Below are 12,642 nucleotides of genomic sequence, written 5' to 3'. Positions count from 1 at the left end.
CGCCGCATCGTCCCTTGGCACCGCTCAAGCGCCTTCCCCCAGAGCCGTATCGCAGCCGTCACCTGCACGGACACGCCGGTAGCGCCGACGGCGGCATCCGCACCGCTATCCGGATCTCGAAGACGCCGGACTGCGTCTCGCCGCCTTTCGCTGCGCTGTCGATAGGCCTCCGATCGCTTCCAGGTCCCGCCACAGACTTGCAGCCCGGTCCCTGCCCAGCGCGTTCACGAACTGTTTGTTGACCCGGTCCATGACCGCGTCCAGTGGCGCCTCCAACTGCGCGCCCTTCTTGGTCAAATAGACCCGGCTCATCCGCCGGTCACCGCCAGGATCGGCACGGCGCTCCAGCCAGCCACCCGCCTCCATCCTGTCGATCAGCCCGGTCACGGTGGCACTGTCGAGCACGAGACGCGCGCACAGCTCCGCGCCGTTCAGCCCATCGCGCTCCCAGAGCACCTTCAGGATCGCGAACTGCACGGGCGTCACGCCGTAGGGCGCCAAGGCTTCACGCGATGCCTTCGTCACCTGCTGCTGCGCCTTGCCGATCAGAAAGCTGAGGCAGTCCTCAAGCCGCTCCACGATCCCCTCCTGCATCCTGGTCCATCGCCAGCGCGAGCGAAATGGCTCGCACGCAAGTCATACGCCTTGCACGCAAGCAATTTAGCTTGCATACTAGCTACTCGTATGGAAGGGAACGCTGGCATGGAGGCCTGCGCGTGACAACCGAAATGGACGAACCGGCCGTCGAGCCCATGCGCTGCGTCGCGGTGATCGATCATGCGCTTCCGATTGGTCACGCCGCCAATGCCGCCGCCGTGCTGGCCCTGACGATGGGCAAGCGACAGCCGCACCTTGCGGGCGAACCGCTGGTCGACGCGTCGGGCGACGCTCACCCGGGCCTGATTCCGATCGGCATCCCCGTGCTTGGCGCTCCGGCGGATGAACTTCCCGCCGTCCGCGGCGAGGCCCTCGCCGCTGGCCTTGAGGTCGTGGATTTTCCCGCGCAGGGACAGCAGACGACGGACTATGCCGAGTTCCAGCGCCTGGTGAGCGAGACCAGCCCCGAGGCGCTTCGCTATCTCGGCATCATGATCTACGGCACGAAGAAGAAGGTCTCCCGCGTCGTCGGTCGCTACAGCCTGCTACGGTCCCAAGCCCGCGCCGATGAGGCCCGGCCACAGCCAAGGCCTGACCGCATGGATGCCGAGGCGCAATGATCAGGCGTAAATCGTCGCGCTCCGGGCGTTCTGGGCCTGAGAGGCGAGCTTCCAGCCTCAACACGACGGCTATTTTATCCTTGTCTCGGCCGCGATCAGTTCTTTGCCCTCCGCGGTGCTGATCGTCAGCCGCACGTGATCGCCGCCACCGGCTGCAAGAGCCGCGGAAATGCGATTTCCCCTTCTCGGATCGGCCGTCACGCCGTCGTCGAACAGGACCGTATCGCCGCGCTTGAGCGTCACACGCAGCGGTGTGGCCGGCTCGATGCTGAAGAACTGCACGTTTACGGCGGCGGCGCCAGCCGAGAGATCGACCAGGATGTGCTCGTTCGCATCCGTCACGTTGCTCATGCCGACCGTCGGGCTGTAGGTTTCCGGGATGTCCACTTCGCCTCGTGCCGGAAAGCTGGCATTGTGGAAAAACTGGTCCGACACGCCCGCCCATAATTCGACGTAAGGCCGCTGCTCGCTCGGATCCTTGCGCGGGTCGGTTTCGTTTGTGAACGATGGAAATCCCCAGGTCCACATCTTCAAGCCGCGCGTGATCCTGTTGTCGGCGATACGGATGATGCCCTCTTCGTTGTCGTGGTTGATCACGCCCCAGAAATTCCTGCCCTCCATGTCTGGCGCCGCGTAGGCAATGCCCATGGTCGGCCAGTTCTTGAAATAGCGCAGTTTATCGAAGCTAAAGCTTCCCATGCCTGCCGGCGTATCGCCGTGGGAGAGATTGGCGGACCACGCAGGCGTGGTGTAGGCATTGATCGGCGCGATGATTTCGGCACCGCCGGTCGTCTTGGGATTGGCCGGATCCGATCCCGGCGCGAGCGTCGTGCACGTCCAATATTCGTATTGAAGCGTCCGCGGTTGCGGATTTTTCAGCACCATGCGGGCATCGAGCGCGGCGCGATCCGCTTTCAGCGTGACGTAGTAGGTCGCTTCCAAGCCTGTCGAATGCCTGAACTTGCTTGGCGCCGCCGAATAGTCGAAGTCGTCCTTCAGCGACATCGACACCGTCACTTCATCGGCATCTTCCTTCACCACCTTGTAATTCCACGGCTTCAGCCAGGTCTTGCCGTGCTCGGGATCAGGGAAGGTTGGGAAAATGCCGCCATACACCATCAGCCAGTCGTAATAGAAATTGCCGGCCTTGATCCCGTAGGGCACGCCGACTTGTGTGCGATAGAGTTCTTCGTGGCCGGTCGGCTTGTAAATGATCGAGAGAATGCGGCCGCCAAATTCGGGCACCAGCGTGACCTTCAGATAGCGGTTCTCGAGCACGTGGGTCTTGAAGGTGCGATCGACAATAGTCCTCTTGTCGAGCGAGCCGCTGATGAAGCCGTTCTCGGCATCGGTTGCGTACTTGACGGTGCTCCATGTGATCGTCGAGTCACGGAGAGACACTCTGGCGGGCTCGCTCGAGGCTGCATGCGTGGCGGCGTGAAACGCGCAAAGCGCCGACAATCCGGCAAACACGAAACGGGCACGGTTACGCAAGCGAGCAAGAATCGCCATGTCCGTCGCCTTGGAATGAGCGGCGTCCCGGCGGGCACGGCGCTCGCGCGCCTCTGCCGACCCCACGCCTGTGCGCTACTTTGCCGGCTCCAGCACCGAGACGTAGTTCGCCACCGCGGCGCCGCCCATATTGAAGATGCCGCCCAACTGCGCATTCTTGAGCTGCATGCCCTCGGGGGCCTGGCCGACAAGCTGCATCGCAGTCATCACATGCATGGAGACTCCGGTGGCGCCGATCGGATGGCCCTTGGCCTTCAGCCCGCCCGACGGATTGACCGGCAGCTTGCCGTCCTTCTGGGTCCAGCCCTCTTTGATCGCGCGTGCGCCCTGCCCGCGCGGCGTCAACCCCATCGCCTCGTACTCGATCAGTTCGGCGACGGTGAAGCAGTCATGCGTCTCGACGAAGGAGAGATCGGAGAGCTTGAGGCCGCCCTTCTCCAGCGCGCGCTGCCAGGCCACGGTGCAGCCTTCGAACTGCAGGATGTCGCGCTTGGACATCGGCAAGAAGTCCTGTGCATGGGCAGTGGCGCGGAAATTGACTGCCTTGCTCATGGTCTTAGCCGTCTCGGAATCCGTCAGCACCAGCGCCGCGGCGCCATCGGAGACTAGCGAACAGTCGGTGCGCTTCAACGGACCGGCGACATAAGGATTCTTCTCGCTTTCGGAGCGGCAGAACTCGAAGCCGAAATCCTTGCGCATCTGCGCGAACGGGTTGGCGACGCCGTTCTTGTGGTTCTTGGCGGCGATCATGGCCAGCGCATCCGACTGGTCGCCATATTTCTGGAAATAACCTTGCGCGATCTTGCCGAACACGCCGGCGAAGCCGCCGACCGCGTCGCCGTCTTCCGGAAGGTATGATGCCTTCAACAGGTTGCGGCCGATCTCGGCCGAGGGCGTACGCGTCATCTGCTCGACGCCGACCACGAGAACGAATTTCGCCTGCCCGGCCGCGATGGCGCGGATGCCCTGGTGCACCGCCGCCGACCCCGTGGCGCAGGCGTTCTCTACCCGGGTCGCCGGCTTGAAGCGAAGCTGCGGATCGGCCTGCAGCACCAGCGAAGCGGTAAAATCCTGCGGCGAGAAGCCGGCGTTGAAGTGCCCGAGCATGATCTCGTCGACATCGGCGGCGGAAATGCCCGCATCGGCCAGAGCCTCGTTGGCAACCCGGACGACGAGGCTTTCAACGGTTTCGGTGTCGAATTTGCCGAATGGCGTATGCGCCCATCCGACGATGCTGGCGGTCATGGCTTTCTCCCTGGCTGTTCGCCAAGGTTTTAGCCTATCGGGCCGAAGAGTTCACGCAGCTTTCAGCGAGCGCATCGTCTGCTCGCAGATGGCCGTTATGCGCGCCCAGTTGCCGGCCCTGACCTCCGCCGCCGGACACAACCAGGAACCGCCCGCCGCGATCACGTTGGGCTCGGCGAGCCACTGCGCCACATTGGCTTCGCCAATGCCGCCGGTCGGGCAGAACCGCACATTCGGGAACGGCCCCGCCAGGGCACGCAGGGCCTTGATGCCGCCGGCCTGCTCGGCGGGGAAGAACTTTGTCACCTCAAAACCGTGGGCCAGCGCCTGCATCAGCTCGGATGCGGTCGCAATGCCCGGCGCAAACGGCAGGTCATGGTTGGCGGCCGCCTGCAACAGCTCCGGCGTCAATCCCGGGCTGATGCCGAATTTGGCGCCGAGCGCGGCGGCGCGCGCGAGATCGCCTTCGTTCAAAATCGTACCAATGCCGACGATCGCCTCCGGCACCTCGGCGATGATCGCCTTGGCGGCGTCCACCGCGACCTCGGTGCGCAGCGTCACTTCGAGCGTGCGCACGCCGCCGGCGACCAGCGCTCTTGCCAGGGGCACCGCGTCCTCCAGCCGCTCGATCGTGAGCACCGGGATGACGCGCGCGGCTTCAAACAGCGCGGCAAGCTTCTGTTGTTTTGCAGCGATGGTCATGGGGATACCTTGTGCGATGAAGCCGGGCCAAACGCGGCATTGTCCGGCATGGCAATGCGCGGAATGATCGCGCCGGGATGACAGACCACGACGCCGGCAAGACGATGACCTGCGCGTGCGGCCTCGATCGGCCCGGCGCCCGCAAGCCGCGCGGCGATGTAGGCCGCCGCAAAGCTGTCGCCCGCCGCCGTCGTGTCCACGACGGCTCCGCTCACGGGCTCAGCTTGCAGCGGCTGCGAAACGCCGCCGGAGCGCACGATGCTGGCGGGCTCGGCCAGCTTCAGCACGGTCTCGGGACTGCTGATGCGCGCCATCAGAGTTTCGGCGTTCTCTCCGGGATAGAGCGGCAGGAGATCCTCCGTCGAGGCCAGCGTCATGCTCGCGATATCGAATGCTTCGCGAAAGACGCGGCGCGCAACGTCGAGATCCGGCCAGCCGCGGGCGCGGAAATTGGTGTCGAAGGCAACGCAGGCGCCGCGGCGCTGCGCCGATGCCAGCGCAGCCAGCAGTCGCGCCCGTCCGCTTTCGCTGTAAATCGAAAGCGTGATCGCCGAGAGGTAAACGAGATCGTAACTGCCAAGCGATTCCAGAAGCTCGTTCGTATCCGGCAGATCGAGCAGGCTGCGCGCGGCGGAGCTTTCGCGCCAGTGGAAGAACCGCCGCTCGCCCTTCTCGTCGGTTTCGATCAAATAGAGGCCCGGCAGCTTGCCAGGCAGCCGCGCGACCCGGCCGGTTCCGACGCCCTCCGCCGACCAGCCCGCGATCATCTCATCGCTCAGCGGGTCATCGCCGAGCGCGGTGATATAGTCGACGGCGGTGCCGAGGCGGGCGAGGTAGACGGCGGTGTTCAAGGTGTCACCGCCAAACCCGCGCGAATACAAGCCTCCTTCCGCCTGCTTCAGCTCGACCATGCACTCGCCGATGCAGGCGACTTTGGCCAAGGCCGATCCGCCTGTCCGGATCGGCTCAAGCGACGAAGTTGCCGCCAAGCTCGTCCTCGATGTGAATACGAATAATGTCGTCGAAGGTCTTTTCCGCGGTCGTAAAACCGAGCGCACGCGACCGCTTGGCTTCGAAATTGCGCGGCCAGCCGTCGACAATGCCCATGATGAAGGGATCGGGCAGGCGCTTGATCCGCGCCGCGACCTTCTCGCCGGCCACGCGCTTCAACGCGGCGATCTGTTCGCCGACGGTGGCGGAAAGGCCCGGCATGGTGAGATTGCGGCGCGGGCCGACGGCGGCAAGATCCATGGTGCCGGCGTGCAGCAGGAAGCCGACCGCCGAGCGCGGCGTCGCATGCCAATGGCGGACATCCTCGGAGACCGGCAGGATCGCCTCCTTGCCTGCCAAGGGCTCGCGCAGGATGTTGGAGAAGAACCCCGAAGCGGCCTTGTTGGGCAGGCCGGGGCGGATGCAGATGGTCGGCAGGCGGATGCCGATGCCATCAAAAAAGCCGCGGCGCGAATAGTCCGCCAGCAAGAGTTCGCCGATGGCCTTCTGGGTGCCGTAGCTCAGGAGCGGCGTGTGGAAGAACTCATCGCCGATCGCCTCCGGGAACGGCGCGCCATAGACCGCAATGGATGAGGTGAATACCACCCGCGGCTTGTAGCCACCGCCCACGAGCCTGATCGCATCGAACAGCATTCGCGTGCCGTCGAGATTGATGCGATAGCCCTTGTCGAAATCGAGCTCGGCTTCGCCCGAGACGATCGCGGCGAGATGGAAGATCACATCGGGCCGGCCCGCGATCAGCTTCTCCGCCGCGCCCGGCACCGCGAAATCGCCGGCAACGGTCTCGACCGGACAGCCGGCCTTATCGGGTTTGGCGGGAGCGACGACATCATGCAGCGTCAGGCGGGTGATGTCGCTGTTGCCGAGCCGGCCCTCGCGCAGCAGGCGCTCCACCAATTTGCGGCCGACCATGCCGGCGGCGCCCAGAACCAGAATATGCAACAGCCAACTCCTTTGTCTTTACGCGCGCAGGCGCACGATTGTCTTCTTTCGACCGCCCGGATGGGCCGACCTCTCCCAAAGGGAGATGCCGATTTGCGCCAGCAAATCGGGTGAGAGATTACCATCTCTCCTGAGAGCCGCGCCCCCTCAGTCGGATCGCATCTTTCGATGCGATCCGACCTCTCCCCGCTGGGGAGAGGTGGAGCGTCGTTCGCTTCGATGTAAGCCTATCACGCTCAAAGCGCGTCTTCACTCCTTCACGGCTCCGGTCATCGCCGACACGTAATGTTCGACGAAGAACGCATAGAGGATCACGAGCGGCAGCGAGCCGACCAGCGCACCCGCCATCAACGAGCCCCATTTATAGACATCGCCATCGACGAACTCGTTCACGATCGCGACCGGAACGGTCTTGTTCGGCGTCGACTGCAGGAACGTCAGCGCGTAGATAAACTCATTCCAGCACAACGTGAAGGAAAAGATGAAGGCCGAGATCAGGCCGGGAATGGCCAGCGGCACCACGATCTTGACCAGGATCTGCCAGCGCGACGCGCCGTCGATCAGCGCACATTCTTCAAGCTCATAGGGAATGGTCTTGAAGTATCCCATCAAGAGCCAGGTCGAGAACGGAATGAGCAGCGTGGGATAGACCAGAATGAGCGACAGCGGCGAGTCGAACAGACCATAGGCCTGGATGACCGAAGCCAGCGGGATGAACAGAATGGAAGGCGGCACCAGATAGGCGAAGAAGATCAGGACGCCGACCGTCTCCGCGCCCTTAAAACGCAGGCGCACGATCGCATAGGCCGCGAGCACGCTGGCGATGATCGAAAGCGTCGTTGCGCCGATCGCCACATACATCGTATTCCACAGCCAGCGCGGATACTGGGTTTCGAACAGCAGCTTGTAGATGTGCTTGAACGTCGGATGGACAACCCAGAACGGGTTGTACGTGTTCATGTCGATCAACTGCTCGTCCGGCTTGATCGACGTCAGCGCCATCCAATAGAACGGAAACAGCAGTATGAACAGGATGATGCCGAGCGGCAAATAGAGCGTCACCAGCCGCCGTGGCAGCGACTCCAGATAGCTCATGCCTTCGCTCTCGTCGCTCTGGACGATGGCGGGCGCTTTGGATTGCAAGGCTGAATCAGTCATTGTTCGATCCTTGCTGCCATTTCCGGCGCTGCATGCCGAACCAGGAAATCGCGATCGCCGCCAGGAGGAACGGGATCATGGCCGTCGCGATCGCGGCACCCTCGCCGAGCCTGCCGCTGATGATGCCGCGCTGGTAGCTCAACGTCGCCATCAGATGCGTGGCATTGACGGGACCGCCGCGGGTCAGCGCCCAGATCAACTGGAAGTCGGTGAAGGTGAACAGCACCGAGAACGTCATGACGACGGCGATGATCGGGGTCAGCAGCGGATAGGTGATATAGCGGAACCGCTGCCAATTGCTCGCGCCGTCGAGCGTTGCCGCCTCATAGAGCGAGGGCGACACCGTCTGCAGGCCAGCCAGCAGCGTAATGGCAACGAAGGGAACGCCGCGCCAGATGTTGGCGAAGATCACGCTGGCACGCGCCCAGTTGCCGTCGCCGAGGAAGTTGATGTTGTGCTCGATGATGCCGAGCTTGATCAGCGACCACGAGATGATCGAGAACTGGGCGTCGTAGATCCACCAGAACGCGATCGCCGACAGCACGGTCGGCACGATGAACGGGATCAGCACGATCGAGCGGATCAGCGCCTTGAACGGCATGTGCCGATTTAGCAGCAGCGCGAGATAGAGCCCGACGGCGAATTTGATGGCGCTGGCGATCAACGTATACAGCAGTGTGTTGAACACCGAGAGCCAGAAGATGGAATCATCCCACAGCCATTGATAGTTCTCGAGGCCGATAAAGATTCCCGGGCGACCGATGCGCTCGTCGGTAAAGCTCATCCAGATGCCGAGACCGAGCGGATAAGCGAGGAACAGGATCAGGAATGCCGCCGCCGGCAGCATGAACCACATCCCCAGCCAGTTGCGGTTGACCCGCAGCCGCGACCAGAGCGAAGGCGTATCCGCGCGGGGCGCCTCTACGGTAACAGACGTTTGAAGGGTACTCATTCCACCCTGTTTCCAGCCGCTGGACGCATTCACCCGTGGAGGGAGCGTCGGTCGATTCTCAAGCCAAAAAACAGGCCGGCGCGACATAGCGCGCCGGCCCTCTCGTCTTATCTGAAGATGCGCTTGGCGGAACGCTCCGCCGTCGCCATCGCGGTCTTGAGATCCTCGCGACCGGTGCAGTAATTCGCGAACATATCGACCACCACGAAGTCGGCAATCGCGGCCGCCGCATCCTCGCCCATCTTGCCAATGCCCGCCGGCGTGTTCGCAGTCGCCGCCACATCCCGATAGGGCGTGTTCTTGGGATCGGAGGTCCAGATCGGATTGCTGTTATAGCCCGTCAGGAACGGCGACAGATAACCCTGTGCGGCCTGGACCCACGGATTGAACTGATCCGGCTCCAGCATGAAGGCCGTGAACGCCTTGCAGGTCTGCGGGAACTTGGAGAAGTTGAACACCAGGATCGGGAAGCCCAGATGCAATTCCCGCGTCTTGCCATCGACGCCCGCCGGCAGATGAGCGTGGTTGATGTCGGCTGCCATCTGCGGATTTTCGGTCTTCGCCGTGACGTAGATCGAAATGCCGTTGACGGTCAGATAGAGCTGACCGGCCAGGAAGGCCTTGTTGTTGGAGCTGTCGTTCCAGGACGCCGTTCCCGGCACGAAATTCTCGTACAGGCCCTTCACATATTCCAGCGCCTTGGCGGTCTCAGGAGAGTTGATGATGACCTTGTTGTCCTTGTCGATCAGATTGCCGCCATGGGCCCACAGCGCCCAATGCAGCCAGCCGTTGGCGTCGCCCGAGGCGTGGCCCAGCGCCATGCCGGCGGGCGTGCCATTCTTGTTCATGCCCTTGACGAGATCGGCAAAGCCGGCGAGGTCCTTGGGAAACTCCTTGTGGCCGGCCTTTTCGGCGGCCGCCATGCGATAGTTCACGAGGCCTCCGGTCGCGGCGACCGGAATGCCGATCCATTTGCCGTTGTACTTGCCGTAGGCCTCGCCGGAAGGCGCCCAACCGCCGCACTTCTTGCCGAGGTAATCGGCGACGTCGCTCATGTCGACGCACTTGGCCGGGAACAGGAACGGCAGGGAGTAAAGGCCCCAGACCATGTCGAGCCCCTGGCCGGTGTTGGCCGCGACCGACGCCTTGGGCTGAATGTCGTCGTAGGATTCGTTGGAGACATTAATGGTGACGTTGTTGGCCTTCTGGAAGGCGTCGACGATCTTCATGAACGCCACATCCTCGGCCTCGACGAAGCGCTTCCAGCGCAACAGATTCACTTTTGCGCCCGCTTCCGGCTTCCACTGCGAGGTCTCCGCCCAGGCCTTGGCGTAGCCGAGCAACTCATCGCCCGACATGGTGGCCGCCGCGGCCAACAGGCTGGCGCCGCCCTTGAGCAGCGAACGTCGGCTCGTCGAAAAATCAGTCATAGTAAGTGTTCTCCCTGCTTTCGTAATTTTGTTTGGTTGTTGTTATGGGCCTGCGCGGGGGCCGTTAAATACGCCGTCCGTTCTCCTTGTCGAACAAATGCGCGGCCGAGGCGCGCGGCCTTAAGCGAATCTTCTCGCCCGGGCTGACGTCGTGGCGATCACGGAACACCGCGATGATGTCCTGCGTGCCGATGCGCGCCACGATCTGCGTCTCGGAGCCGGTCGGCTCGACCACGACAACCTCGGCCTCGATGCCGTCGCCTGCCAGCTCCAGATGTTCGGGCCGGACACCGTAGACGACCGGCTGGCCGTCCGAAGCCGTCGGTGCGCTCGCCAGCGGCAATTTGCTGCCGTTGTCGGTTTCGACATAGGCCTGTCCGTTGGAGCGCAGATGTCCGTTCAGGAAGTTCATCGCGGGCGAGCCGATGAAGCCGGCGACGAATTGATTGGCGGGCTTGTCATAAAGTTCGAGCGGCGCGCCCATCTGCTCGACGATTCCGTCATGCATCACCACGATCTTGTCGGCCATGGTCATGGCCTCGATCTGGTCATGGGTGACGTAGACGGTCGTGGTCTTCAGCCGCTGGTGCAGTTCCTTGATCTCGGTGCGCATCGCCACCCGCAGCTTGGCATCGAGATTGGACAGCGGCTCGTCGAACAGGAACACCTGCGGATCGCGCACGATGGCGCGGCCCATCGCGACTCGCTGGCGCTGGCCGCCGGAGAGTTGCCGGGGATAGCGGTCGAGCAGCGGGGTCAGCGCCAGAATCTCGGCCGCGCGCTTCACACCCTTCTTGATTTCGTCCGGCCTGGCGCCCCGCAACTTCAGGGAGAAGCCCATATTGTCGGCGACCGTCATATGCGGATAGAGCGCATAGTTCTGGAACACCATGGCAATGTCCCGCTCCTTCGGCTGGACATTGTTGACGACCCGCTCGCCGATCGAAATCGTTCCGGAGGTGATGTTTTCGAGCCCGGCAAGCATGCGCAGCAGGGTCGATTTGCCGCAACCGGAGGGCCCCACCAGGACGACGAATTGCCCGTCCTCGATCGGAATCGTCACGCCGTGCAGGACTTCAAACCCGCCGAACGACTTCCGCACGTCGCGAATGTGCACCGACGACATTAAGCTTACTCCCTCCGTTTCCCGACCACATGCGACACGCGTCGCTGCCACGCTGTTCTTGTTGTGGCTTCGCTCGCAGCGAAGCTTATCCGATCGATATTGTCGGTTGTTTGTGCAGTCTTGGCAATTTCTTTGCTTAGCCTTCGCGTGGTAGCGCTGTCAATATTGGCTTGTTTGACAAGGCGCCTATGGTATGAGCGCCTGATGGGACGAAAACGCACCAAACCCGGCAAGGTCCGGCTCGCGGAGGTCGCCCGACTGGCGGGTGTCAGCCCGATCACCGCATCGCGTTTCTTCAGGACTCCCGAAGCATTGTCCGTTGCCAAGCGGGTTCGCGTGGAAAGCGCGGCCAAGGAACTCGGCTACGTCCCCAACCTCGCCGCTCGCGCGCTCGCCTCGCAGCGGACCGAAGTGATCGGCGTCCTGATCCCTTCGCTGACCAACAATGTTTTCTCCGATGTCCTGGGCGGCATCTATGATGCGCTGGACGGGAGCCGCTACAGCATTCAGCTTGCCAACACGCGCTATAGCATCCTGCAAGAGGAAAAGCTTCTTCGCCTGTTTCTGGCGCAAAGGCCGGCCGGCCTGATCGTGACGGGGATCGATCAGACCGCGGAATCCAGGTCTATCATGGAATCGGTGGATTGCCCGATCGTCCAGATCATGGAGATCGGCTCCAACCCGATCGACATGATGATCGGTTTCTCGCATTATGAGGCTGGCCGCGCAGCGATTTCGCATCTCCTCACGCAGGGATTCGGCCGCATTGGCTTTCTCGGTGCGCGCATGGACCCACGGGTGCAACGGCGTTTCGAAGGCTATCAGACTACGCTGAAGCAAGCCGCCCTGCTCGATCCGCGCCTCGTCGTCACCACGACCTTGCCGAGCTCAGTGAAAATCGGCGGCGCGCTGCTGGCCGATCTGCTGTCGAAAGCCCCCGATGTCGATGCCGTCTTCTGCGCCAATGACGACGTTGCCTTGGGTGTCTTGTTCGAATGCCAGCGGCGCAGAATCTCGGTTCCCGACCAATTGGCGATCGTCGGATTCAACGATCTTGAATTCATGGAAGCGACGGTCCCTACTCTCACGAGCGTGCGGACCAATCGCTACGAAATGGGTCGGGACGCCGCCGTGATGCTTGTCGAGAGCATCGAAGGCCGGCGGCCGCAGGAACCAATCGTCGATCTCGGCTTCAAGGTGATGGAGCGCCAAAGCTCATTGCCGCGACGCTCATGAGGAATTGTTTGCGAAAACATCTGGCCTTGATGTCGGAACGATATGTCGGAACGATCAAAATGGACAAAATGGTAGCGCTAGCATCGACTTTGGACTAGTGTCGTGAGAAAT

12 protein-coding genes are annotated in these 12,642 nt (G+C 62.6%); 2 read left to right on the top strand and 10 right to left on the bottom strand.

Annotation, left to right across the window (positions count from 1 at the left end; all coding sequences use genetic code 11):
- Positions 1-105: 105 nt before the first annotated feature.
- The gene (locus P6U23_RS18000; RefSeq protein ID WP_407181034.1) at positions 106-579 is read right to left on the bottom strand and encodes a MarR family winged helix-turn-helix transcriptional regulator; all 474 of its coding nucleotides are present in this window, start codon (positions 577-579) and stop codon (positions 106-108) included.
- Positions 580-728: 149 nt separating this feature from the next.
- On the opposite strand from P6U23_RS18000, the gene P6U23_RS17995 reads away from it, so the two are divergent.
- Positions 729-1,217, top strand: a complete 489-nt coding sequence (locus P6U23_RS17995; RefSeq protein WP_407181033.1) for a DUF2000 domain-containing protein — start codon at positions 729-731, stop codon at positions 1,215-1,217.
- A gap of 69 nt (positions 1,218-1,286) precedes the next feature.
- On the opposite strand, the gene P6U23_RS17990 is transcribed toward P6U23_RS17995, so the two are convergent.
- The 9 genes from P6U23_RS17990 to P6U23_RS17950 form a co-directional block, all read right to left on the bottom strand.
- Positions 1,287-2,729: a DUF5107 domain-containing protein gene (locus P6U23_RS17990; RefSeq protein ID WP_407181032.1), complete on the bottom strand. Its 1,443-nt coding sequence runs from the start codon at positions 2,727-2,729 to the stop codon at positions 1,287-1,289.
- Positions 2,730-2,804: 75 nt separating this feature from the next.
- The gene (locus P6U23_RS17985) at positions 2,805-3,974 is read right to left on the bottom strand and encodes an acetyl-CoA acetyltransferase (RefSeq protein ID WP_407181031.1); all 1,170 of its coding nucleotides are present in this window, start codon (positions 3,972-3,974) and stop codon (positions 2,805-2,807) included.
- A gap of 51 nt (positions 3,975-4,025) precedes the next feature.
- Positions 4,026-4,676, bottom strand: a complete 651-nt coding sequence (gene eda, locus P6U23_RS17980) for a bifunctional 4-hydroxy-2-oxoglutarate aldolase/2-dehydro-3-deoxy-phosphogluconate aldolase (RefSeq protein WP_407181030.1) — start codon at positions 4,674-4,676, stop codon at positions 4,026-4,028.
- The gene (locus P6U23_RS17975) at positions 4,673-5,617 is read right to left on the bottom strand and encodes a sugar kinase (RefSeq protein ID WP_407181029.1); all 945 of its coding nucleotides are present in this window, start codon (positions 5,615-5,617) and stop codon (positions 4,673-4,675) included. Before P6U23_RS17975 ends, eda begins: the two co-directional genes overlap by 4 nt.
- Positions 5,618-5,642: 25 nt before the next feature.
- Positions 5,643-6,629: a D-erythronate dehydrogenase gene (denD, locus tag P6U23_RS17970; protein ID WP_407181028.1), complete on the bottom strand. Its 987-nt coding sequence runs from the start codon at positions 6,627-6,629 to the stop codon at positions 5,643-5,645.
- Positions 6,630-6,878: 249 nt separating this feature from the next.
- Positions 6,879-7,787 carry a carbohydrate ABC transporter permease gene (locus P6U23_RS17965; protein ID WP_407181027.1) on the bottom strand — a complete coding sequence of 303 codons (909 nt, stop codon included), beginning with the start codon at positions 7,785-7,787 and terminating at the stop codon, positions 6,879-6,881.
- Positions 7,780-8,739 (bottom strand): carbohydrate ABC transporter permease, encoded by a 960-nt coding sequence (locus tag P6U23_RS17960; RefSeq protein ID WP_407181026.1) that lies wholly within the window; start codon positions 8,737-8,739, stop codon positions 7,780-7,782. Before P6U23_RS17960 ends, P6U23_RS17965 begins: the two co-directional genes overlap by 8 nt.
- Before the next feature lie 107 nt (positions 8,740-8,846).
- The gene (locus tag P6U23_RS17955) at positions 8,847-10,169 is read right to left on the bottom strand and encodes an ABC transporter substrate-binding protein (protein ID WP_407181025.1); all 1,323 of its coding nucleotides are present in this window, start codon (positions 10,167-10,169) and stop codon (positions 8,847-8,849) included.
- A 64-nt stretch (positions 10,170-10,233) separates the two neighbouring features.
- Positions 10,234-11,295: an ABC transporter ATP-binding protein gene (locus P6U23_RS17950; RefSeq protein WP_407181024.1), complete on the bottom strand. Its 1,062-nt coding sequence runs from the start codon at positions 11,293-11,295 to the stop codon at positions 10,234-10,236.
- A gap of 204 nt (positions 11,296-11,499) precedes the next feature.
- Here P6U23_RS17950 and P6U23_RS17945 point away from each other — a divergent pair, with 204 nt between their 5' ends.
- Positions 11,500-12,531: a LacI family DNA-binding transcriptional regulator gene (locus P6U23_RS17945; RefSeq protein WP_407181023.1), complete on the top strand. Its 1,032-nt coding sequence runs from the start codon at positions 11,500-11,502 to the stop codon at positions 12,529-12,531.
- Positions 12,532-12,642 lie beyond the last annotated feature (111 nt).

The sequence above is a fragment of the Bradyrhizobium sp. STM 3562 genome (assembly GCF_045571435.1).
Lineage (GTDB): Bacteria > Pseudomonadota > Alphaproteobacteria > Rhizobiales > Xanthobacteraceae > Bradyrhizobium.
The sequence above is the reverse complement of the archived record's forward strand: the minus strand, read 5'-3'. Positions and strand labels throughout refer to the sequence as shown.